18 protein-coding genes and 2 pseudogenes are annotated in these 22,442 nt (G+C 40.1%); 9 read left to right on the forward strand and 11 right to left on the reverse strand.

Features of this window, described 5'->3' with window-relative positions; translation table 11 throughout:
* Nucleotides 1-199 precede the first annotated feature (199 nt).
* On the reverse strand, nucleotides 200-1,480 hold the full coding sequence (locus B2V92_RS23380; protein ID WP_293312655.1) for a glycosyltransferase family 4 protein: 1,281 nt from the start codon (nucleotides 1,478-1,480) through the stop codon (nucleotides 200-202).
* Nucleotides 1,481-1,554: 74 nt separating this feature from the next.
* On the opposite strand from B2V92_RS23380, the gene B2V92_RS23385 reads away from it, so the two are divergent.
* From B2V92_RS23385 to B2V92_RS23395, 3 genes are all read left to right on the forward strand, one after another.
* Nucleotides 1,555-4,746: a S41 family peptidase gene (locus B2V92_RS23385; RefSeq protein ID WP_293312657.1), complete on the forward strand. Its 3,192-nt coding sequence runs from the start codon at nucleotides 1,555-1,557 to the stop codon at nucleotides 4,744-4,746.
* A gap of 382 nt (nucleotides 4,747-5,128) precedes the next feature.
* Nucleotides 5,129-5,878: a class I SAM-dependent methyltransferase gene (locus tag B2V92_RS23390; protein WP_293312659.1), complete on the forward strand. Its 750-nt coding sequence runs from the start codon at nucleotides 5,129-5,131 to the stop codon at nucleotides 5,876-5,878.
* A 7-nt stretch (nucleotides 5,879-5,885) separates the two neighbouring features.
* Nucleotides 5,886-7,415 carry a rhomboid family intramembrane serine protease gene (locus tag B2V92_RS23395; RefSeq protein WP_293312660.1) on the forward strand — a complete coding sequence of 510 codons (1,530 nt, stop codon included), beginning with the start codon at nucleotides 5,886-5,888 and terminating at the stop codon, nucleotides 7,413-7,415.
* A 4-nt stretch (nucleotides 7,416-7,419) separates the two neighbouring features.
* Here the strand turns inward: B2V92_RS23395 and B2V92_RS23400 are convergent, their stop codons facing one another.
* Nucleotides 7,420-8,871 (reverse strand): alpha-L-fucosidase, encoded by a 1,452-nt coding sequence (locus B2V92_RS23400; protein ID WP_293312662.1) that lies wholly within the window; start codon nucleotides 8,869-8,871, stop codon nucleotides 7,420-7,422.
* Nucleotides 8,872-9,035: 164 nt separating this feature from the next.
* Here B2V92_RS23400 and B2V92_RS23405 point away from each other — a divergent pair, with 164 nt between their 5' ends.
* A complete protein-coding gene (locus B2V92_RS23405) occupies nucleotides 9,036-9,710 on the forward strand; it encodes a hypothetical protein (RefSeq protein ID WP_293312664.1) in 675 nt (224 codons plus the stop codon).
* A gap of 48 nt (nucleotides 9,711-9,758) precedes the next feature.
* Here the strand turns inward: B2V92_RS23405 and B2V92_RS23410 are convergent, their stop codons facing one another.
* The 6 genes from B2V92_RS23410 to fumC form a co-directional block, all read right to left on the reverse strand.
* Nucleotides 9,759-10,526: a ThuA domain-containing protein gene (locus B2V92_RS23410; protein WP_293312666.1), complete on the reverse strand. Its 768-nt coding sequence runs from the start codon at nucleotides 10,524-10,526 to the stop codon at nucleotides 9,759-9,761.
* A 41-nt stretch (nucleotides 10,527-10,567) separates the two neighbouring features.
* Nucleotides 10,568-11,002, reverse strand: a complete 435-nt coding sequence (locus B2V92_RS23415) for a low molecular weight protein-tyrosine-phosphatase (protein ID WP_293312667.1) — start codon at nucleotides 11,000-11,002, stop codon at nucleotides 10,568-10,570.
* A gap of 265 nt (nucleotides 11,003-11,267) precedes the next feature.
* The gene (locus tag B2V92_RS23420; protein ID WP_293312669.1) at nucleotides 11,268-12,074 is read right to left on the reverse strand and encodes a S1/P1 nuclease; all 807 of its coding nucleotides are present in this window, start codon (nucleotides 12,072-12,074) and stop codon (nucleotides 11,268-11,270) included.
* Between the two features lies 1 nt (nucleotide 12,075).
* Nucleotides 12,076-12,591, reverse strand: a complete 516-nt coding sequence (locus tag B2V92_RS23425; RefSeq protein WP_293312670.1) for a fumarate hydratase — start codon at nucleotides 12,589-12,591, stop codon at nucleotides 12,076-12,078.
* Between the two features lie 7 nt (nucleotides 12,592-12,598).
* Complete coding sequence (locus B2V92_RS23430) at nucleotides 12,599-12,946, reverse strand: hypothetical protein (protein ID WP_293312672.1); 348 nt, start codon at nucleotides 12,944-12,946, stop codon at nucleotides 12,599-12,601.
* 97 nt (nucleotides 12,947-13,043) lie between these two features.
* A complete protein-coding gene (gene fumC, locus B2V92_RS23435) occupies nucleotides 13,044-14,441 on the reverse strand; it encodes a class II fumarate hydratase (RefSeq protein WP_293312674.1) in 1,398 nt (465 codons plus the stop codon).
* 266 nt (nucleotides 14,442-14,707) lie between these two features.
* Here fumC and rsgA point away from each other — a divergent pair, with 266 nt between their 5' ends.
* Together rsgA and B2V92_RS23445 are read left to right on the forward strand one after the other, a co-directional pair.
* Nucleotides 14,708-15,628, forward strand: coding sequence for a ribosome small subunit-dependent GTPase A (gene rsgA, locus B2V92_RS23440; RefSeq protein WP_293312676.1), 921 nt, complete (start codon nucleotides 14,708-14,710; stop codon nucleotides 15,626-15,628).
* A gap of 103 nt (nucleotides 15,629-15,731) precedes the next feature.
* Complete coding sequence (locus B2V92_RS23445) at nucleotides 15,732-16,685, forward strand: Smr/MutS family protein (RefSeq protein WP_293312678.1); 954 nt, start codon at nucleotides 15,732-15,734, stop codon at nucleotides 16,683-16,685.
* A gap of 427 nt (nucleotides 16,686-17,112) precedes the next feature.
* Here the strand turns inward: B2V92_RS23445 and B2V92_RS23450 are convergent, their stop codons facing one another.
* The 3 genes from B2V92_RS23450 to B2V92_RS23460 all read right to left on the reverse strand — a co-directional run bounded on the left by B2V92_RS23450 (nucleotide 17,113) and on the right by B2V92_RS23460 (nucleotide 19,121).
* Nucleotides 17,113-17,811, reverse strand: coding sequence for a hypothetical protein (locus B2V92_RS23450; RefSeq protein ID WP_293312680.1), 699 nt, complete (start codon nucleotides 17,809-17,811; stop codon nucleotides 17,113-17,115).
* A 1-nt stretch (nucleotide 17,812) separates the two neighbouring features.
* Nucleotides 17,813-18,319 (reverse strand): hypothetical protein, encoded by a 507-nt coding sequence (locus tag B2V92_RS23455; protein WP_293312682.1) that lies wholly within the window; start codon nucleotides 18,317-18,319, stop codon nucleotides 17,813-17,815.
* Nucleotides 18,320-18,389: 70 nt separating this feature from the next.
* Nucleotides 18,390-19,121 carry an intradiol ring-cleavage dioxygenase gene (locus tag B2V92_RS23460; protein WP_293312684.1) on the reverse strand — a complete coding sequence of 244 codons (732 nt, stop codon included), beginning with the start codon at nucleotides 19,119-19,121 and terminating at the stop codon, nucleotides 18,390-18,392.
* 627 nt (nucleotides 19,122-19,748) lie between these two features.
* Between B2V92_RS23460 and B2V92_RS23465 the strand changes: the two genes are divergently transcribed.
* The 3 genes and pseudogenes from B2V92_RS23465 to B2V92_RS26570 form a co-directional block, all read left to right on the forward strand.
* Entirely contained in the window at nucleotides 19,749-20,048 is a 300-nt protein-coding gene (locus B2V92_RS23465) for a hypothetical protein (protein WP_293312686.1), read from the forward strand.
* 137 nt (nucleotides 20,049-20,185) lie between these two features.
* A pseudogene (gene secA / locus B2V92_RS23470) lies at nucleotides 20,186-22,072 on the forward strand (preprotein translocase subunit SecA); the annotation flags it as partial.
* Between the two features lie 174 nt (nucleotides 22,073-22,246).
* Nucleotides 22,247-22,442: pseudogene (locus B2V92_RS26570) on the forward strand (hypothetical protein); the annotation flags it as partial.

Genomic DNA, 22,442 nt, shown 5'->3' on the forward strand with positions numbered 1-22,442 from the left:
TAGATCTCTCCCTGCCCGAAGCAGGCGGGCGCTTCGCTTTGCTCCGGTCGAGATGACGATTTTCTTTTGTCAATAATATATGTTTCCAATTGGTCCGTTACTGACGGACTAAATTCAATTTGCTCAATATCAGTGATTTGTAATTGGTCCAACAGTGTTGGTCTAAAATTATTTATTTGTATATCAAGGTTTTATTTTCTTACTTCGGCTGTAAATCAATCAATGTTTCATACAGATGGATATGCTCAGCTGCAATAACTTCTTCCGAAAAATCGGTTAAAATGCTTAACCGTGCCGCTTTTTGGATTTCTTCTTTATTGGGGCGGTGGTATAACCATTCGATACCATTTGCCAGATCTTCGGCATTTTGATATTCAGCCAGATAGCCATTCTGCATGTGTTTCACCATATCCGGAATCCCGCCGGTAGTAAAAGCAATAACAGGTGTAGCGCAGGATAAACTTTCCATAACCGTATTCGGTAAATTATCTTCCAGCGAAGGTGTGATAAAAGCATCGGCAGCCGAATAACATTTTGCTAAATGATCGTCTTTGTTAATGGTGCCCAAAAATGTGGTTTTGAAAGGGAATTCGGGCATTTCTGCGTTCTCCTTATTTCCGAAAATAACCAGTTCAATATTTTCTTTTTGTATTCCCTTTCTGCGTGAAAGAATTTCCAGCGCTTCGATCAAATAAGGAGTTCCTTTATGTTTGTCGTTTTTGGATGGCATAAAACCGCTCATCAGCACAAATTTATCCGGATTGATCTTCAGGATTTTTTTAGCTTCCGATTTAACATAAGGTTTAAAAATTTTTGTTTCAATCGTATTCGGGATAACCGTAGCTTTCCTTGTACCCAGCAAACTGCTGAATTTTACCGATGCGGCCATCCATTTACTGGGCGCTACAATGTGGAAATTTAATTCGGTATAAGCTTTTTGTTTGCGCAGCCAGGTTTTGTGCGAAATATCATTTTTACCACTGATTTTTAAAATCGGACAGTTGCCGCATTGATGGTGGAAATTTTCGCAGCCATAACGCACATGGCAACCACCGGTAAAAGCATTGCTATCATGAAAAGTCCAAACTATAGGTTTTTCCAGTTCATCAAGCTGTGCTAAAAACTTAGGGTTAAGAAAGCCGTGGTTTACCCAATGTAAATGGATAATATCTGCATTTTTAACATCGGGGTGGTTAATTACCGAACGGCCAAACCATTGCAGGCTAAATGGTGTTTTTACCGATTTACTTAGCCATTTGGCAAAATACCTTTCCGATAAAATATTATAAACTGCCCTTGCCTTTTGGATTGGCGATTTACTAAAGGTATCTACCTTAGGGTTTTGGCCAAATTTATAGTAAACCAATACTTTCGAATCGATTCCACTTGCCTTAAGGGCATCACTTAAACGCAAACAGGCACGTCCTGCTCCGCCATTTCCATCGTAGGTATTTAGGTGTACTACTTTCAAATCAATCAAAAATACATTTTATTGTTTACGAATATAAAATCTGTTGCGTATTTTGAGGCATCAAAAGCCAAACAAAATAAATCATGATCAAATCGTTCTTAAAATCGGTTGCAGCAATAGCCTTTTTGTTGCCCGTTTACTCTTTTGCACAGGGCCAAACCTACTTTGCGGCCTACCCAGCATTAACGCCCGATGCGCAGACAATAGTATTCAGTTACGATGGCGATATCTGGAAAGTTCCGGTTAAAGGTGGCGTAGCATCGAGGGTTACGGCTATGCAGGGCGAAGAAATCAACCCGAAAATATCTCCTGATGGTAAATGGTTGGCCTTTTCTTCCAACCAGTTTGGCAATTATGATGTTTATGTAATGCCTTTAACAGGAGGTGATATTAAACAGTTAACCTTTAACGATGCCAGTGATGAAGTGGATAACTGGAGCTGGGATTCGAAAACAATCTATTTTACCTCTGGTCGTTATAATTCCTTTTCGAGTTATAAAGTGGGCGTAAATGGTGGTACGGCAGTGAGGTTATTCGATAATTATTTCAATACCACGCACCATATTGCCGAATCGCCAACGGGAGAACTGTTTTTTAGCGATACCTGGGAGAGTTACCGTTTTGCAAACCGTAAACACTACAAGGGTGCTTATAATCCCGATATCCAGTCATATAATCCAAAAACCAAAAATTATAAACGTTATACAGATTATATCGGAAAAGATTTCTGGACGAGTGTTGATCAGAAAGGCAATATCTTTTTTGTATCTGATGAAGGCAATGATGAATACAACCTTTATACTTTTATCAACGGCAAAAAAACGGGTTTAACCAATTTCGATACTTCCATTAAACGTCCGTTTGTTGCTGCAAATGGAGCAACCGTTGTGTTCGAAAAAGATTATCAGTTATATACTTACGATGTAGCTTCGAAGAAAACCGAGAAAATCAACATCAGTACCTCACGTAACCAGGTATTGAGCAAGGAACAGGAGTATGATGTACGGGGCAATATTTCAGCCTTCGACGTTTCTACCGATGGTAAAAAGATGGCTTTTGTTTCGCGGGGTGAGGTATTTGTGAGCGATGCAGATGGAAAGTTTATCCGCAAGATTACCAACAGTGGCGAGCGTGCTTTGGAATGTAAATGGCTGGCCGATAATAAAACAATTTTGTTCAGTCAAACCGCTAACGGTTATCAGAACTGGTTTACCATTACCGGTGATGGAAAAGGTGCTGTAAAACAGCTTACAAAAGATAAGGCAAACGTACGCGATATCACTTTGAACAAAACGAAAACCATGGCTGTATATTTAAGCGGCAGAAACGAGCTTAAATTGATGGACCTTAAAACTTTTGATGCCAAAACTTTGGTAACCGACGAGTTTTGGGCTATACAGAGTTCGGCGCCAAGTTTTTCGCCCAATGATGAATATATACTTTTTACGGTGTACCGCAATTTTGAGCAGGATATTGTAGTGCACCACATTAAAGACAATAAAACGATTAATTTAACCAATACGGGCGTTACCGAAACCGGACCAGCATGGTCGCCGGATGGCAAATATATTTTCTTTACCAGTGCCCGTACCAAGCCTTCGTATCCAAGCGGGATGCAGAATGCGCACATTTACCGCATGGCCTTAAACAATTACGATGATCCTTACCGCTCTGATAAGTTCGATGATCTGTTTAAAGAAAGTAAACCAGCACCAGCAGAGGTTAAACCTGCAGACAATAAAAATGATAAAAAAGGAAAAACCGATACCGCTAAAAAGAAAACTGAAGTTAAACCTACGCCTAAGCCTGCCAATGTAATCACGATTAATACGCAGGATATTTTAGACAGGGTAGAACTGGTTGGCCCTTCTTTCGGCGGTCAGTTTGGAACAGATGCTTATGCCAAAGGCGATAAAACCTATGTTTTTTATTCATCTAACCATGAAGGTGGGGCACCAGGACTTTACCGCACTACGATAGAGCCCTTCGAGGCCAATAAAACCGAAAAAGTTGCCGATGGCGGCGATTATTCGATTGTTTCGGCCGGTGATAAGTTTTTTGTGCTATCGCGTGGCACAATCAACAAATATACCTTAGAAGGCAACAAGCTTGATCGGGTAGATCATGGTTACAAATTCACCAGAAACCTGAATGCAGAATTTAACCAGATGTTTTACGAAACCTGGGTAGGCTTGGATGAAAATTTCTATGATGAAAAATTCCACGGAGTAGATTGGGATAAAATGAGAACGCGTTATGCTGCATACCTACCTTACGTAAACAACAGAAGTGATTTAAGGATTTTATTGAACGATATGCTGGGCGAACTGAATTCTTCGCACATGGGCTTTAACAGTTCGGGTGCAGAAGAACGCAAAAACCTGAACTACATTACCAACGAAACCGGAATTATTTTTGATAACGAAAATCCATTGAAGGTAGAACGCATTGCCGCTAAAAGTAATGCCGCCCGTACCGGAACCAATATTTTGGCCGGCGATATTTTAACCGAAGTAAATGGTGTTAAAGTAGACGAAAAAATAGACCGCGATTATTATTTCAGCAAACCATCGCTGGACCGCGAAATGACATTAACATTTAAACGCAACGGAAAAGATGTTTATGTAAATGTGCATCCCGAAAGCTCAGGTACTTTGCGTGGGAATCTCTACGACGAATGGATTACCAAAAACCACCAGAATGTTGATAAATGGAGCAATAACAGGATTGCTTATTCTTACATGAAAAACATGGGTGGTAGCGAGCTTGAAAGCTTTTTGCTGGATATGGTGGCGCAGGAGGAAAATAAAGAAGCCATTATCCTCGATCTCCGCTACAATACCGGCGGAAATGTACACGATGATGTGCTGAAATTCCTTTCGCAACGCCCATACCTGCAGTGGAAATACCGCGGCGGGAAACTGGCTCCGCAGAGTAATTTTGGTCCGGCCGTAAAACCGATTGTATTGTTGGTTAACGAGCAATCGTTAAGTGATGCAGAAATGACCGCCGCAGGTTTTAAACAGTTAAAGCTGGGTAAAATCATCGGTACCGAAACTTACCGCTGGATTATTTTTACTTCGGCCAAAGGTTTGGTAGATGGTTCTTCTTACCGTTTACCATCGTGGGGCTGTTATACCATGGATGGCAAAAACATTGAAAAGGAAGGTGTAAAACCTGATATTTTTGTAAAAAACACTTTCGAAGACCGCCTGGCCGATAAAGATCCACAATTGGAGAAAGCAGTAGCAGAGATTTTGAAGGACTTAAAATAGGGTTAACTGGAGGATAGGTTAATTGGTTAACTGTATAAATCCGTTAATCGGGCATGATGCAGAAAGATTGTTTTATTGCGACTGTTCTGGTGCAGAAAAATTGTTTTATGGTTGGATTGTTATATTGTTAACTACCGACCATAAAACAATTTTCGTTTTCTAGCTAATCGCTGGACAATCAAACAATTTAACAATCCAGCAATGCGTATAGCAATTTAACAATCAACAATATGAAAAAACTATTGGGTTTAGTGTTCGCTTAAATTAGCAATCAAACAATTTAACAATCCAGCAATCGAAAACTTTAACAATTTAAACAGTTAACCACTTTAGGCAATTAACCAGATTTTTCCGTTTCTTTGGGATTGGAATTATTTAAAACATGGCAAATTTATTAACCGACAGGGCTTTTTGGGTAAATTATTGGGAAAGTAAAAAAGGACTCGCGGTTCAGTTACCCTCAAACTATTTATTTCACCGCCAGCTGGCTGATGTGATCCAGAAAGACCATGTTAAAACGGCTATCGAACTGGGTGGTTTCCCTGGTTATTATGCCGTATTCCTGAAAAAATATTTTAAGCTCGATGTTACCCTTCTGGATTATTTTGTTCATCCACCTGTGGTAAAGGAGCTTTTGGAGAAGAATGATTTAACTGAAAAGGATATCCATATCATCGAAACCGATCTTTTTAATTATATACCCGAAAAACAGTACGATCTGGTGTTAAGCTGTGGTTTAATAGAACATTTTAACGATACAGCCGACATTATTAACCGCCACATATCTTTTGTAAAACCGGGAGGAACTTTATTTATCACCCTGCCAAATTTTAAAGCCGTTAACGGTTGGTTCCAGAAGAATTTCGATAAAGAAAATTACGATAAACACAATATCGATAGCATGGATCCTGCGTTGCTGAAATCGATCTGCGAGCAGGCCGGACTTAAAGAAGTGAAATCAGGCTATTTTGGCCGTTTTAGCGTTTGGTTGGAAAACGAAGATCAAAAATCGACCGGTGTGCGCCTTTTTAAAAAAGCAGTTTGGCTTACCGGAAAAATATTTACCAAGATTATCCCATTTGAGAGCAAAAATCTTTCACCTTATATTATCTTAGAGGCGAAAAAAAATTAACGCGCTAATGTTGATAAGTTGGGGTTACTCGCCTAAAATTGAAAAATATATTCCTTTGGCCGATTTTCCGGCAGATAAATATTTAATTGTTGCCAAACAGGCTATTGAAAATCTGGGCTGGAGTTTGAGCCATGTTTCCGAAACCGGCTTAATCGCTTATACCCCGATATCTTTTCAATCGTATAGCGAAGAAATATCTATCCGCATCCATGGGAACTTTGCAGTGGTTAAAAGCGAGTGTGTTGGTATCCAAATGCTTTTTAACGATTATGGCAAGAACAATTTAAACCTCGAAAAATTTTTTCACGAGTTTGAGTATGTAGAGTTCCATCTGAAAGATGTTTGGGAAGAGAATCTGATTAAATTCCACCGGTTTATAGAAACGCAGGACGATCATTATTTCGAAAAGGCGCCTTTAGCAACCAAAAATAAGATCAAAAATGTATTATTCCTGTTTTTTCCGCAAAAAGGCTATACGGTAACACCTATTTTGGTTCTCCTGAATGTGTTTTATTATGTGGCGATGGTTCTGTTCACCATATTTTACCTGAGGTATCAGTTTGTTAGAAATGGAGGTAATTTTGATAATGAATTTATAGAAGAACTAAAGCGGATATCGTTAAATTTTGGTGTCAATCAGCGTAACCTTGTATTAGGTGGCGAATACTGGCGTTTAATTACCTATCAGTTTATCCACGGGTCAAAATCGCATTTGTTTTTTAACATGTATGCGGTGGTTTATCTGGGTTTAATGATCGAGAATAAACTGGGCTGGAAAAAGTACCTCTTTATTTATTTAATGAGCGGTATCTGCGGCGGTTTGGTAAGTTTAATTTTCCATCAGGAAGGGGTAATGATGGGTGCATCGGGGGCTATCATGGGTTTATATGGTGCTTTTATTACATTATTGCTTACCAAAACTTTCGAACGGAAAGCCACCAGGGCATTGTTGATCAGTACATTAATTGTATCGTTATTGGTGCTGATAAACGGCGCTTTAGGCAAAAGGGTAGATAATGCCGCCCATATAGGTGGCTTTGTATCAGGCTTTATTTTCACCTATCTGCTTACTTATAAATGGGACAAGGCCTTTGAAATTAAAACCTGGGCAAGATATGCCGTTTCCATGCTTTTATTTTTAATGTTCTTTAGTGGTGTGGTGCATTTTAGTCCGAAATACGGAACGGAAGAATACCGTAAACTAAGGGATACCTTTAACGGCAACCTGGGTTCGCTTAACAGCATCATGAATTTAAAAATCTCTTTACCAAAAGATGTTAAGCTCATTTCGATTAAACAGGATGGTATTATTCCTACAAAAAGAAATCTGGTTATTATTAAGCAAATGCAGGCCTTAAATTTAAGGCCCGAAGATGCAAAAGAACGTGAAGAGAAAATAAAATTAAGCAAGGTATCCTACCGTGCGGTAATGTTAATGTACCGCGATATTAAAGCCGATAGTACTTATCGTTATAGCAAACAAACCTCTAATGCTTTAGCACAGGTATTCGAAATTATTTACAAACCAGAAGAATAAATGTTTAACCCACTTTTTTGTACAGTCCGATTTCACTCAGTGTAATACAAACCGGAGATTTGGTAATGTTTATTTTTACTCTATTGGTTGTTACCGGGCTATCGAGTTTTATTAAACGTTTTGCTCCGATACTGGTACCATCATAGATTTTTTTCCAGGTATTGTTTTCAAATGCTTCAATTGTATAAGCTTCAATCCGCTGGCCCAATGGGATATATTCCTGTAAACTGATAATATCAAAAGTTTTAGGGGTTTTTAAATCCAGTTCTATCCCTGCAGTAAGTACATCATCTGCTGTTGCCCAATAGGTTTCCCTGTTATGATCAAGCAGGGTAGCGGCATTGTATATTTTACCGCGGCTATTGCTTGCTTTAATGCCGGCGTTTTTTGCCAGGTTGTTTTCAAAAGTATGTTTAACCATATCGCCAAAGGTTTTTAGGGCAGCCACATCATCTTCGTGTAACTGTCCGCGTGTATCAGGTGCCAAACCAAGGTCTAAACCTGCACCTCTGCCCACACTTTTTAAATACAGGTCGAACAGTTTTTCGGGTGTTTTAGGTTGTTCGCTGGCATGATAAAACCATCCTTTCCGTAAAGGCACATCACACTCGGCCGGCATCCAGAATTTGCCATTTCTTATGCCTGCAGGACTTTGCGGATAATTCGCTTGTCCAGGAACGGCTTCACTTTTCCCATCCGGTGCCATGGGTGTAAAAGTAGCCCATGAGGTTTCTGCTGCATTTCCATTTTCATTACCCACCCAACGGATATCTAAACCGATATCGCTAAAAATATTGGCCATTGGCTGCATTTTGCGGGTAATGGCCCAGGTATTTTTCCAATCGTAATAAGTAGTGTTGTCAATTGAGCGTTTTTCTTTGGCGCCACCATAATAGCCATCGCCACCGTTAGCGCCATCGTGCCAGCTCATAAAAAGTTCGCCAAAATTGCTGTAAAGCTCTTTTAACTGGGCCTGGTAAATGGCCAGATATTTGTCGGTACCGTAAAGCGGGTTATTCCTGTCCCAGGGCGAGCAATATACGCCGAACTTTAAACCGTTTTTGCGCACAGCTTGCTCTACTTCTTTAACCAAATTGCCTTTTCCGGCCCTGAACGGGCTTTTGCTGATATTATAATCAGTGGTTTTGGTTGGCCACAGGGCAAAACCATCATGGTGTTTGGCTACCAGGATAATGCCTTTCAATCCACCGGCTTTTGCGGCTTTGATAATCTGCTCAGCGTTAAAATCAGTTGGATTAAATGTTTTCGGATCGGCATCTCCAAAACCCCATTCCTTATTTTCGAAAGTGGTTGGCGTAAAATGGATCAGTCCGTAAACTTCAATGTCGTGCCAGGCCAATTGCCTTTTAGAGGGTAACGCACCATAAGGTTTTGGTGCTGTTTGTGCATAAACTGCCGTTGTAATAAATAAAAAAAGAATCAATAAAGGTTTCATAATTAATATAGCTTAGATGTAACTAAAGTACAAATAATTACCGTTGCTACACTAAGAGTTAATTAATATTTAACCTGTTGGGTTAGGTAAAAGCCAGATTATTTTTCCATCTTGATCGTTACATAGCTTATCAAACATTTAATTTTCTCTTACGTTATTTATTCATGAGCGCTTTTATCCAGAACCCTCCCGATGGTGGTACCATGTACACCGAAACCAATTTAAGCCAGCTGTTTCCCGAACCTTTAAATACGATCACAAGTTGCTTTTTCCTGGTTATTGCAGTGTACTGGAGCATTAAGATTTGGGGGAAGTTTAAACAACATACTTTTTTAAGTATTGCTCTGGTATTGCTTTATATCGGTGGAATTGGAGGTACAACATATCATGGATTAAGGCGCTGGCCCATTTTTATCATGATGGATTGGATGCCTATTATGCTCCTGTGCCTTTCGGCCGGGGTTTATTTTTTATCGAAGCTTACCAAATGGTACTTCGCCGTGATGATTGTAGCAGTTTATGCCTTTTTCCAGTTTTATGTGAGGCGGCTTTTTAGCCATGGCGATTTTCAGATTTTTATTAATATCAACTATGCTTTTATGGCTGCACTGGTTTTATTCCCTGTGTTTGGTTACCTGATCAAAACCGAATGGAAAAATGGTAAATGGGTAGGTTTTGCATTGATTGCTTTCATATTTGCACTCACTTTCCGCATTGCAGATAAATGGGATATATTGAGCATGGGTACACACTTTTTATGGCATACTTTTGGGGCAATTGCGTCTTTCTGTATGCTTAACTATATTTATCTGGTTAATTATAAGAAAGTGAAAAAGTGATGAACATTGAGCTTGCTGATTGAAAATTGAACAAGCCCAATGTTATATTTAGAATTTAGAGTGGGCTTTACTGTAATCTAATTTGTTCTGTTTGCCAATGGCATATTCAATGCCTCCCCATAAATGTTTCTGGAATTTATCTTCAGCCCAACCTTCTTTGGTGTGGCCCATACAGGTGTAAAACGCCCTGCCGCCATCAAAGTTATGGTACCAGCTAAAAGGATGAAAATCGCCGTTTTTGCCACCTGTATATGATTTTTCGTCCAAAGTAATGAGCACTTTTATATCGGGGTTAATATCTTTAAAGTTATAAAGCTCATCTTTTCTCATCCAAACCGAATCGGTAAAGAATTTGGTAGATGGATGTTTTTTATCTTTAATGATAAATTTCGCTTCCTGCACGGCCGGGTGACTGGTAAAATAAGCTCCGGCCAATTTGCCGTACCAAGGCCAGTCGTATTCTGTATCGGTTGCGGCGTGGATACCCACATAACCTCCGCCTGCCTGGATATACCTTTCGAAAGCAACCTGTTGTTTGTTATCGAGTACATCACCTGTTGTGCTTAAAAAGATAACGGCTGCGTAGTTTTTAAGGTTATCTTCGGTAAATAGATCAGCATTTTCGGTGGTATCTACATCAAAGTGATGTTCTGTTCCCAATTTCTGAATGATTTCTTTGCCGAGTTCGATAGAATTGTGTCTGAAACCTTTTGTTTTGGAAAAAACCAAAACTTTGGCCGGTTTTTTTGCGGTGGTAAATGCCTGGAATAAAAATACAGATGCGATTAATAAACACAGGGATAGGTATTTTTTCATTTTTTAAACTTGGTTAGGATGATGAATTGTAAGCCTTAAATTTAAGAAAGTTGTTTGATAATTTCCATACATCTTTCCTCAACCTGTTTGCAAACAGGGCTAAACAGCGCATTATCCCAATATGGGTCTGTAACTTCGTCGTTATCAAGAAAAAGTTTAACTTTTTTCCGCTCTTCATCGGTTTTAGCCAGATTTTTTACATCCGCTAAATTGTTCCTGTCCATTACTAAAATCAGGTCGTACCGGGCAAACATCGAATGGTTAAACTGCTGCGCCCGTTGTTTGCTGATATCGTAACCCATTGCTTTAGCGGCAGCGATACTCCTGTGATCAGGCGCTTTACCAATATGCCAGTTACCTGTTCCTGCCGAAGCAATTTTCCAGTTTAAATGTTTTTCATCTGCCAGGTGCTGCATAATGCCTTCGGCCAGTGGCGAACGGCAGATGTTACCGAGGCAAACCATTAAAATTTTCAATGTTATTTGGGTTTTAATGTAAACACGTAAGTTACGGTATATGTAGTATTGTTCCGCTCAAAACGTATTTATATTTAATTGTAATGATTTAATTTTTAATTGTGCGTCCTATATCGCGACCGTCATGCTGAATTTATTTCAGCATCTTTCCTGCAAAATAGACCCTGAAATGAATTCAGGGTGACGTCCTGAAATAATAAAGGTATCAGGCAAAAAAAAGCCCCAAGCCTGTTAGCATTGGGGCATCGAATAATGATAAGATAATTTATCCGTAAATATCGTTCAGCATTTTTGCCAGGCGCACACCGCCTTTTAAGAGTTGATTGTTAACGGTATCGATCCATTCGAAATTATAACGGTAGCTTAATTTCGAATCTGGTTTGGTGGTGTCGTAAATTTTGTTGCAAACCGTATACGATTCGAAAATGCAATCTTTCAGGCTTGTGTTCTGCCAGTTGTAAAGCTGCACTGCCGATGCGTGGTTAATGGCTTTTGCATATTCGGTATAACTTAACTGTTGGTAATCGATCAATTGCTCATCCCATACTTTGTGGATGTTCGATTTTTCGTTAAACCAAAGTACTGAAACACGGTTTCCGCCTAAATCTTCTTTACGGGCAACGTGCATAGGCTGACATAAATCGCCAGCCAGGTGAACAAGCATGCGTAAAGCCAGTTTTTTCTCATCGGCTGTGCTGCTGGCTTTCTTTAAAACCGCAATCAGGTCGGGGATTTTATTGAAAAGGTTAGGCGATTTTTCGGTTTCCAGAAAGTTGTAAACGCCGTCTTTGTTCAGTCCTGCCGGAAGGTTAACAAAGTGCCAGTTGTACATGTAATTGTAAGTGGAGTCTGATTTAATAAAATCGCCCCAGTTGGCGCTCATGGCCAAAGTTTCGTAGCCCAAAATATCCTGTACGGCCTTGCGTGTTTTTGCCTTTAAATAACTATCGGCAATTTCGCCAACCACACGGTGGCCAATAGTACCCCAGGCATTTGCCTGAATAGGTAAATAAGCGAGAAAACCAACAGCAATGGCAGTGGTTAATTTCTTTTTAATTGATGCTAAAATCATTTTATAATTCTTTTGGGATGCAGGTAATTTTTTGTTTGAGGATTAATTTAATTTCGCGTTGATCACTTAAACCTTCTAAAGATAAGGTATCTGCCGAATGTTTTTTGATCAGGAAATTTTTTTCGTACCTACCGATACGGTAGCAGCCCGATATTTTTTGTTTGTAATTGGCATGTGTAAAAGTAGCGCCAATAAATAACGTATCGCCCCTTACCGCGTAAACGCCTTTGGCATATTCTTTCCAGATGCCGTTGTTGTAGCAGGAATCTTCGTAGAGGTTTACTTTGCTATGGGTAACCATATCGATATAAACCGAATCGCAGGTAAATTTAAAGTGATGCTGTGTATAATTGCTCAGTTTTTTGCTAAAAGCAACCGAATCTTCGTTCCAAACACCCTGCATAAAATCTTCGCCCTTGCCCTGGATATTTGCCCTCGGACTACATGCTATATGTAAAATGGATAATGTAAAAAGGATAATGTAGAAAACCCTTAAGCCAGGATGCGGTTTGTTCATTGTGTTATTAATCGATGCTTTTAGGGAACTGATCGTTAACGACCTGATTCTTTTTAAAGGTGTTGATAATCAGGATTAAAAAGCCGGCTGCAAAACACATACCTGTAATAAAACTGATAATGCCGGCTACCGTGTAATATTTCGAAACATCGGTATAGGGAAGGTTTTTACTGTTCATTAAAAAAGGCATCAAAAGGTAAAATACGTGGATAAGTAATCCTAACCCTGACCCAATTGCCATTAATATAGCCTCAACAGCTGTTTTCTTTGATAAATAATAGCAACATGCCCCAAATACAATGCAGGGTGCGATGATGGATACCATGCTGATCATTGTTGCGAATATCGAGTCCATATTGTTTATTATTTAATGTTTTGTTTCTAACCTATCCCATGAGCGGCATTTATATCAACCGCTAAGGTATTAACACCTTAGCGGTTAAATTGTTAGCTTATTTTAAGCTGCCAACCATATCTTCGGGACGTACCCACTCATCAAACTGCTCGGCTGTTAATAAACCAAGTTCTACCGCTGCTGCTTTTAAGGTTTTATTTTCTTTATGCGCTTTTTTAGCAATTTTAGCTGCATTTTCGTAACCAACATGTGGATTTAAAGCCGTAACCAGCATCAAAGAATTTTGAAGGTGTTTCTCGATTTCAGGTAGGTTAGCGGTAATTCCTTCTGCACATTTTACGGTAAAAGAAACGCAGGCATCGCCGATTAAACGTGCCGATTGCAATACATTGGCTGCAATTACCGGTTTAAATACGTTAAGTTCGAAATGGCCGTTCATACCGCCTACCGAAACAGCTACATCATTACCGATTACCTGTGCACAAACCATGGTTAATGCTTCCGGTTGTGTTGGGTTAACTTTACCCGGCATAATGGATGATCCCGGTTCGTTATCAGGGATTACGATTTCGCCGATGCCGCAGCGTGGACCAGAGCTTAACATTCTTACATCGTTAGCTACTTTCATTAAAGCAACCGCAGTACGTTTTAATGCACCCGAAAGTTCCACCATTGCATCGTGTGCTGCTAAAGCTTCAAATTTATTTGGAGCCGTAACAAAAGGTAATCCTGTTAAATCGGCAATTTTTTTAGCCACTAAAACATCGTATCCTTTTGGTGTATTTAAGCCAGTACCCACAGCAGTGCCACCCAAAGCCAATTCAGCAACCATTACCAAAGCATTTTTAATGGCCCTGATGCTGTTCTCGATCTGTTGTACATAACCCGAAAACTCCTGTCCAAGGGTAAGTGGCGTAGCATCCATAAAGTGTGTACGTCCGGTTTTGGTAATTCCGGCAAATTCTTCCACTTTTTTGGCTAAGGTATTTCTTAACAGTTCTAAACCAGGAATGGTATTTTCTACAGTAAGTTTATAAGCTGCAATGTGCATCGCAGTAGGGAAAGTATCGTTTGATGATTGTGATTTATTTACATCATCGTTAGGGTGAAGTACTTTTTTGTCATCAGCAAGTGCACCTCCGTTAATTACATGCGCACGGTTGGCAATTACCTCGTTTCCGTTCATGTTACTTTGTGTACCCGAACCGGTTTGCCAGATTACCAATGGAAACTGATCGTCCAACTGGCCGGCAATAATTTCATCACAGGCTTTAGCGATCAATTCTGCTTTTTCTGCAGGCAATACACCTAGTTCGGTATTGGCCAAAGCTGCTGCTTTTTTCAGGTATCCAAAAGCGTGGATAATTTCTTTCGGCATTGAACCTTCGGGGCCGATTTTAAAGTTATTGCGTGAGCGTTCGGTTTGTGCACCCCAGTATTTGTCGGCAGGTACCTGCACCTCGCCCATGGTATCGTGTTCTATTCTGAAACTCATTATATTTTGATTTTTGTTGTCGCAAATTTAGGTTTTTTGCCTTTTAAAGCGTTGTATTTATGTAAGATATTTGGTAGATAATAAAATATCTTTAAGTTCAGAGTTTTTAACCACACCTCCCCTGCCGGTCAGGCGGGGATGCACAAAGATAAACACGGATTTATATCTGTGTGCATCCTTTTTATCTGTTTAATGGCTTAAATTAATAACATTGCCACCAGAGCAGTTTCTGCCAATGAAATCATATTCATACCTTTACCGCAAATATGCAGGGATTAGTTATCAAATCTACAGGAAGCTGGTATAGTGTTCTGGCCGATAATGGCGAACGCTACGATTGCCGGATAGTGGGTAAATTCAGGATTAAAGGACTTAAAACCACCAACCCGATTGCGGTTGGCGACCGGGTGAAATTTGAGCTTGAAAAAGACAGTAACCAGGGTTTGATCAACGAAATGCTGCCGCGTAAAAACTACATCATCCGTAAATCCATCAACCTGAGCAAACAGGCGCAGATATTGGCTGCCAATCTGGATATGGCCATGCTGGTGGTTACGCTTGCCTCGCCACGTACCTCATTGGGTTTTATCGACCGCTTTTTGGTTACTGCCGAAGCTTATGATGTACCTGCAGTACTCGTATTCAATAAACTCGATCTGTTTAGTAAAGAGGGGTTGGAGATTTTGCAGGAGTTTAAAGATATTTACGAAAATATCGGCTATGCCTGTTATGAAGTTTCGGCATTAAAAGGCACAAACGTTCCGGTTATACAAGAATTGATCACCGATAAAATTACGCTCATTTCGGGGCATTCGGGAGTAGGAAAATCAAGTTTGATCAATGCATTATTGCCCAACCATGATCTGAGAACTGGGGAGGTTTCAGATTGGAGTGACAAAGGGCAGCACACCACCACTTTTGCCGAAATGTTTGAGCTGCCGCAGGGTGGTTTTATTGTTGATTCGCCGGGAATCAGGGAATTAGGGATTATCGACATCGAAAAGGAAGAACTTGGGCATTTTTTTAGGGAAATTTTTAAAACCTCGCACAATTGCCGCTTTAACAATTGCAGGCATGTTAACGAACCCGGCTGCGCAGTTATTGAAGCAGTAAATGAAGGAGAAATTGCGATTTCGAGGTACGAAAGTTACCTGAGTATTTACCACGGTAACGATACCCGTCATTAGTCCCCAGTCGAAAGTCCGTAGTCTGAAGATATAGTGTTAGAAAATACTGTTCTTTGTTAGATAACTGAATAAATAAAAAAACCTTTGCTTAAAATATAGAGAGATGAAATTCAAACTGGGAGATTTTGTGCGTTTTGTTGATGAAAAACGCGAAGGTTATGTAACTAAAATTATCGATGCACAAACTTTGGGTGTTACCGATGAAGATGGCTTTGAAATTCCTGTTTCGATAGGTAATTTAACCTCTGTACATGGACATGGTGTGGTTGCCGAAGAATTGGATACACCTAAACCGATCCAGGTAAATATACCCAGCGTAAGCAAAATCGAAAATGGCATTTATGTAGCTGTTGCTACTGATGATAAGGCTGGTAATGTGGTGCATTTTCACCTGCAGAACCATTCGCCGAATATTTTGTTGGTAAGTTTGACTACCGAGCGGAAAGAAAAATATGCAGGTGCTTTTCATGGTATCATCGAAGCTTATGCTTCTACTTTGGTTTATTCTGCTTCGCTTGCCGATCTTGATCTTTGGCCCGAATTTAACTTTCAGGTGCTGGTATTCAGTAAGGCTGATGTTAAACCGATCGATCCACTGGTTATCCGTAAAAAATTTAGGGCAAAGGATTTTAGCACGGAGCAAAAAGAACTTCCCCAATTAAAAAATAAAGGCTGGTTGATCCGTTTAGACGATCTGGTTCCGGTAACCATTGATGCACAGAAATTAAAAGAGAGTTTTTTCAAGTCTGCTGAAGAGAAAAGAACGGTCGAGGCTCCGCAGAAAGAAATTGATCTGCATATCGAAAAATTAAGGGATGATCATCATTTTTTAGAAGCAGATGAAATGTTGCAGATACAGATCAACTATTTCCAGCATGCAATGGATGCTGCGGTAGTGCATCATTTCGATAAAATTGTTTTTATCCACGGCTCTGGGAATGGTACTTTGAGGGATAAAATCCATAAACTGATCAGTAAAAACCCACATGTAAAAACCTATATGGATGCGCGGAAAGAAAAATTCGGCTATGGCGCTACGGAAGTAGTGTTTAAGTGATGTAAGAGGGGAGATGTAGGATGGATGATGGGGAGTTTTATCTCGGTGCCTGTCATTTCCATTGCTATTCGTCATTTCGACCGTAACTTGTCCTGAACATTCGGGAGCGGAGAAATCTATTAGTAAAATACATTTTCTCGCCAACCGTCATTCTGAACTTGTTTCAGAATCTGCATGGTGTAGATATTACCATAACCGCACTGGTCTTAGCGTCTCGCTAAGACCTTATTGTTTCTATGGTTTAATTTTTTGCCACGGAGGCACTGAAAACACGGAGGATTTAATCTCTATTCAATCAAAATGGCAACTAACTTATTTGCGTTAATCTTCTAAAATCTGCGGGAAAAACTAAAGCACGGAGGTACAGAAAAAAGGAAAGTATCAGCTAAGTCAGATGGTAACATCTGACTTCACACTCAAAGCCCCTTCAGGGGTTTGGGGTAAATTCCAAAATTACTACAATTGCGTTATTACTCAACGCTTCCAGTTCTATCTGTTCAATATCCCAAAGGGCAAGGCCATCTCTTGCATGCAGTAAACGTCCTTCAATTTCGAAAGCACCATCGATAACAAAGGCATAAAATTGGTGATGCTTGCGCTGCATTTTATAAACAACCTCTTCTCTGCCGGCAAAAATACCTGCACTTAATTTAAAGGGTAATTTCGGGTTGGCTATAATTTCGATTAACTGGTTCTTGTTTTGTTCGAAATCGAAATTGAAAAGCATTTCGCTTGCCCGCATTAAAAACATATCGGTTTTAATACCCAATTGGATATAATTGATCACATCGTTGGGGTAAGGATTGCTGATTTCGAGCACTTCGCCCTTTCCCATATTCAATACCTGTACCTGTCCGGTTTCTAATGCAAATTCTTTCCCGTTGGCAACAATATCCATCGCACCGGTAATGGGCATAAATAGCTGCAAAGAATCTTCCTTGCAGAGAAAAAAAGTTACTTTTCCACCTGCAACAGATTCATCGTTACATAAAAATAAATCGCCAAAGGCTTCTTTATGCTCATTGTAATATTTCTCAAAATTAAAAGTACTGTACCTTCTTAATACCGAAGTTTCGGTTATTCCGCGCTGATCGGCCAAAAATATTTTCCCTGGATTAAGTCCCATTTTAATCAATGTTTTTTATCGAATGAATGCTAACAAAAGGCTGTAACTGAAAAAGGTTGGTGAAAATTTCTTCCTCATTGTTTTCTTTAAACTGTGATACCAAAAGCAAATTATCGATTGTATCGTGCCATATTAATGGTTTCGAAAAGAAATTTACGGCTACTTTGTGTTTCTCAGGGTCGTTAATGTCCGAATTGATGAGTTCGAACTTAAAATTTTCAAAAGTCAAGAAGCGCCTGCCCAGGTTATCCAATATGTCGGGGATAATTCCATTCAGCTGCCGTAAATATCCTGTAATAGCTGCGCTCACTAAGAAATGTAGTTTCTCTGCTTCGGGTACATTCAACAGTATTTCGGCAAAAGTAGTAAACTGCTGTTCCTGGTTATAAAACTGTGCCTGCATTTTAAACTCTGCAAAACTATCTTCGTGTACCAACTTATCCCAATAACCCGTGTTGCCTGCATCGATAATTTTCCGGTAGCATAGCGTAATCACTTTTTTCGACATGGCATAAAATTAAAAAAGACGCTAAGAATTCCTAGCGCCTTCATAAAAATAAAACAATTATAAGGATATACTATGCTTTAACATTTACTTTAAAGGTAAGCTCGAAACCCGCTGCCAGCGTTCCGCTAACCGTTGCGATTTCTATACCTGTTTTATCATCACTAAATACATTGTCGGCGTTGTTATAGGTATAACCAGTTAGACCTTTGCTGTAGCCATTTACCAATGCCACCGATGTTCCGGCACCTTCCGGAAAAGCAATCTGTGTAACCATTAAGGAGGTGCCTGCTGCATTGTAAACATGTACATGGATATGTGTGGCACGACCACTGTACCAACCCGGAAAAATGGACGTAAAAGTTACCAATCCGTTAGCATCGGTAGTTTGCCTGCCACGTAAAAAATGTACCGATTGGTAATTCGTACTTTGCATACCGCTGCCTCCGTATTCAGAATAATTCCCTTCTGCATCGCAATGCCAGATGTCGACTATAGCTCCGGCCAGGCCTGCGCAGCTGTTATTCAGGTTGCCAATCGTAATTTTCGCGGTTAATTTGTAACCGTTACGGCCATCGGTAATATCACTACGTACGTACGATGCCGGCACTTTTGTGGGGAAAGGTCCTTCGGTTTCTGTAGGTGCTACCGTACAGGTTCCGTTGGTGCTGACTGTTGTTCCGGCAGTGCCCGATCCCGATGTATCCGCCCCGTCGGTAATGCTGCTTTTTTTGCAGGCCTCAATAATCACTGGAGTTGAGATAGCTCCGATCATTAAGCTTCTAATGAAATTTTTTCTTTCCATAGTCAATGCGTTTTGTTTCGTTGGATTAAAGTTGCAGCAAAAGGGTTTAACTGTAACAATTGTATCGACAAACACGAGATTTGAACCGTTAAAGCTTTCTCGAGCCTTTCCCTTTCAGGGGAAAGGTGTCGGTAGATGGATAGGGGATGTGCGCGATATTTTTCCCCTTACACAGTCTTGCCTCGGCTCGCCGCCGCCGAGGGGGCTCTTTCTTTTCTCTTGATAGAAAAGAAACAAACCTGAGCGCAGCGAAAGCATGGCTACCAATAAAAACAAACAACAAACAAGGCATAACTGAAAGGCTTGGATCTGATGTCGGATAAATTCGTCAAAGCTTTTTGGTCGCCAGCACAAGCCCCCGATGAAAAATCGGGGAGGGCGTGCTGCCTCGGGGCAGTGCTGATTGAATGGGTGTGCAAAAGCTTTAACGTTTTATCTTTCCATCATCTCCTATGCCGGATGGCAGGGTGCAGATAGCATGATTCGATAGCAGGGTGCGATAAATATTTTCCTCGAGCCTTTCCCTTTCAGGGGAAAGGTGTCGATAGACGGATAGGGGCACGCTTTTTGCTTTAGGCAGATTTCGTTTTATATTATAAAAGATTAAAACTAGCTTTGCCGCTATTAATGAAACACTTTGTTACCATATCGCTTGTATTTTTTAGCTTAACACATTTGGCAAAAGCCGAACGTGTTGAAGGGCTAAGGATATTGAACGAATATTGTAAAGAATGCAAAATCAGTGTTAATGCGGCTGGCGAAACATCTAGTCAGCTTAACGAACATCGTAATCCATACCTTTTATCCTATACAAAACTGGCTTTAATTGGCGTTCAGCCTCAATTAAAAGTCGAAAAATACGTATGCGTAAACCAGGTTATCGCAGATTTAACGATCAGGAAAAAACCGAAGAACAACAGTCCATAGTTTATCCTTCACTCATAAATCTTTTATAGGATTTTACCCCTCATTTATACCAACAACTGCCAATCTGACTTAAGGACGACAATGGCTTGGTTGTTGTAACACACCATTTTTTAATAATAAATACGATTTAAAATATAATGTTAGGATTTTTAGCGAAGATTTTCGGAAGTAAATCAGAAAGAGATATAAAGGCTATTCAGCCCTTGGTTGTAAAAATTAACGAACACTACAGTAAACTTTCGGCGCTTAGCAACGACGAGTTACGTGGTAAAACCATCGAATTTAAAGAGAAGATTTCTGCATTCTTAACCGATATCGATGGAAAAATTTCTGCTTTAAAAACTGAAGCAGAAAGTGAAGAATTAGATCTTCACCAAAAAACAGCCATTTACGATCAGGTTGATGCTTTAGGTAAAGACCGCGATGCAGAATTGGAAAAAGTACTTTTGGAAATCCTTCCAGAGGCTTTTGCTGTAATTAAAGAAACTTCACGCCGTTTAAGCGAAAACGATTATTTAGAAGTTACAGCCACTCAATTCGACAGGGATTATGCTGCAAGAAGAAACAATGTAAAAATTGTAGGTGATAAAGCGCAATGGGCCAATAAATGGGATGCTGCCGGAACGGAAGTAGCCTGGAACATGGTACATTACGATGTACAGTTAATTGGTGGTATTGTATTGCACAGCGGTAAAATTGCCGAGATGGCTACCGGTGAGGGTAAAACCCTGGTAAGTACATTACCGGCTTATTTAAATGCATTGGCCGGGCAGGGTGTACACATCGTTACCGTGAATGATTACCTTGCACGCAGGGATAGTGAGTGGAACGGCCCATTATTTGAGTTCCATGGCTTAACTGTTGATTGTATCGATAAACACGAGCCAAACTCTGAAGAGAGAAGAAAAGCTTATGCCGCAGATATTACTTATGGAACAAACAATGAGTTCGGTTTCGATTACCTGCGTGACAATATGTCGCAAACACCAGATCAGTTGGTACAACGCAAGTTGCACTTTGCCATGGTGGATGAGGTCGATTCAGTTTTAATTGATGATGCCCGTACCCCTTTAATTATTTCTGGTCCGATTCCACGTGGAGATGAACATGAGTTTTATGAGTTAAAACCACGTATAGAGCGTTTGGTTAATGCACAAAAAGCTTATGTAACCCAGGCGTTAAACGAGGCTAAAAAATTAATCAATGCCGGTAACAGCGGAACTGAAGAAGGTGAAGGTGGTTTGGCTTTATTACGTGCTTATCGTGGTTTACCAAAAAACAAAGCTTTGATTAAATTTTTAAGTGAAAGTGGTATCCGTGGTTTATTATTAAAAACCGAAAACCACTATATGGCAGATCAATCCAAGAATATGCCTAAGGTAGATTCTGAATTGTATTTCTATATCGATGAAAAAAATAACCAGGTTGAATTAACCGAAAAAGGTATCGAACTGATTACCCAATCGGGCGAAGATCCACATTTCTTCGTATTACCTGATGTAGGTACCGAAATTGCCGAGCTTGAAAAATCTGATGTCGCCTTAGAAGATAAGGTTGTTCAAAAAGATGCTTTAATGCGCGATTATTCTGTTAAAGCCGAACGTATCCACTCGGTTAACCAGTTATTAAAAGCTTATACCTTATTCGAAATTGATGTAGAATACATCATCGACGAAGGAAAAATCAAGATTGTAGATGAGCAAACCGGCCGTATTATGGATGGTCGCCGTTACTCTGATGGTTTACACCAGGCAATTGAGGCAAAAGAAAATGTAAAGGTTGAGGATGCTACCCAAACTTATGCAACTGTAACTTTGCAGAACTATTTCCGTATGTACCACAAACTTTGCGGTATGACGGGTACTGCAACCACGGAAGCTGGTGAGTTCTGGTCGATCTATAAACTGGATGTAGTAGAGATCCCTACCAACAGAAATATCTCGAGGATTGATGAGCAGGATTATGTTTACCGTACCGTTCGCGAAAAATATAATGCTGTTGCGGCAGAGATACAATACCTTGTGTTCCCATATTCTCATTACGAAACAGAGTATGAAACAGATAAGGAAGGTAACATCAAGCAAAAAGATGGTAAACCTGTTGTTAAATACGATCAAACAGGAAGAGCTGTACCAAAATTGGATGCTAAAGGTGCTTTAATCCCTGCGGTTAATCCTGAAACAGGGCAATTGCAGCCGCAAGCGGGCCGTCCGGTATTGGTAGGTACTACCTCTGTTGAGATTTCGGAATTGTTAAGCCGCATGCTTAAACTACGCGGAATTAAACACAACGTATTGAACGCGAAAATGCACCAGAAAGAGGCCGATATCGTTGCCGAAGCTGGTCAGGCCGGAACCGTGACCATTGCAACAAACATGGCCGGTCGTGGTACCG

This window comes from Pedobacter sp. UBA5917 (assembly GCF_002432345.1).
Taxonomy (GTDB): Bacteria; Bacteroidota; Bacteroidia; order Sphingobacteriales; family Sphingobacteriaceae; genus Pedobacter.

Excerpts from the sequence above, each read along its gene's own strand:
- B2V92_RS23420 (WP_293312669.1), bottom strand. The coding sequence starts at position 12,074 with ATGATTTTAGCATCAATTAAAAAGAAATTAACCACTGCCATTGCTGTT.
- B2V92_RS23445 (WP_293312678.1), top strand. The coding sequence starts at position 15,732 with ATGAAATTCAAACTGGGAGATTTTGTGCGTTTTGTTGATGAAAAACGC.
- rsgA (WP_293312676.1), top strand. The coding sequence starts at position 14,708 with ATGCAGGGATTAGTTATCAAATCTACAGGAAGCTGGTATAGTGTTCTG.
- B2V92_RS23395 (WP_293312660.1), top strand. The coding sequence starts at position 5,886 with ATGTTGATAAGTTGGGGTTACTCGCCTAAAATTGAAAAATATATTCCT.
- fumC (WP_293312674.1), bottom strand. The coding sequence starts at position 14,441 with ATGAGTTTCAGAATAGAACACGATACCATGGGCGAGGTGCAGGTACCT.
- B2V92_RS23430 (WP_293312672.1), bottom strand. The coding sequence starts at position 12,946 with ATGGACTCGATATTCGCAACAATGATCAGCATGGTATCCATCATCGCA.
- B2V92_RS23390 (WP_293312659.1), top strand. The coding sequence starts at position 5,129 with ATGGCAAATTTATTAACCGACAGGGCTTTTTGGGTAAATTATTGGGAA.
- B2V92_RS23465 (WP_293312686.1), top strand. The coding sequence starts at position 19,749 with ATGAAACACTTTGTTACCATATCGCTTGTATTTTTTAGCTTAACACAT.
- B2V92_RS23450 (WP_293312680.1), bottom strand. The coding sequence starts at position 17,811 with ATGGGACTTAATCCAGGGAAAATATTTTTGGCCGATCAGCGCGGAATA.
- B2V92_RS23425 (WP_293312670.1), bottom strand. The coding sequence starts at position 12,591 with ATGAACAAACCGCATCCTGGCTTAAGGGTTTTCTACATTATCCTTTTT.
- B2V92_RS23405 (WP_293312664.1), top strand. The coding sequence starts at position 9,036 with ATGAGCGCTTTTATCCAGAACCCTCCCGATGGTGGTACCATGTACACC.
- B2V92_RS23400 (WP_293312662.1), bottom strand. The coding sequence starts at position 8,871 with ATGAAACCTTTATTGATTCTTTTTTTATTTATTACAACGGCAGTTTAT.
- B2V92_RS23385 (WP_293312657.1), top strand. The coding sequence starts at position 1,555 with ATGATCAAATCGTTCTTAAAATCGGTTGCAGCAATAGCCTTTTTGTTG.
- B2V92_RS23410 (WP_293312666.1), bottom strand. The coding sequence starts at position 10,526 with ATGAAAAAATACCTATCCCTGTGTTTATTAATCGCATCTGTATTTTTA.
- B2V92_RS23455 (WP_293312682.1), bottom strand. The coding sequence starts at position 18,319 with ATGTCGAAAAAAGTGATTACGCTATGCTACCGGAAAATTATCGATGCA.
- B2V92_RS23460 (WP_293312684.1), bottom strand. The coding sequence starts at position 19,121 with ATGGAAAGAAAAAATTTCATTAGAAGCTTAATGATCGGAGCTATCTCA.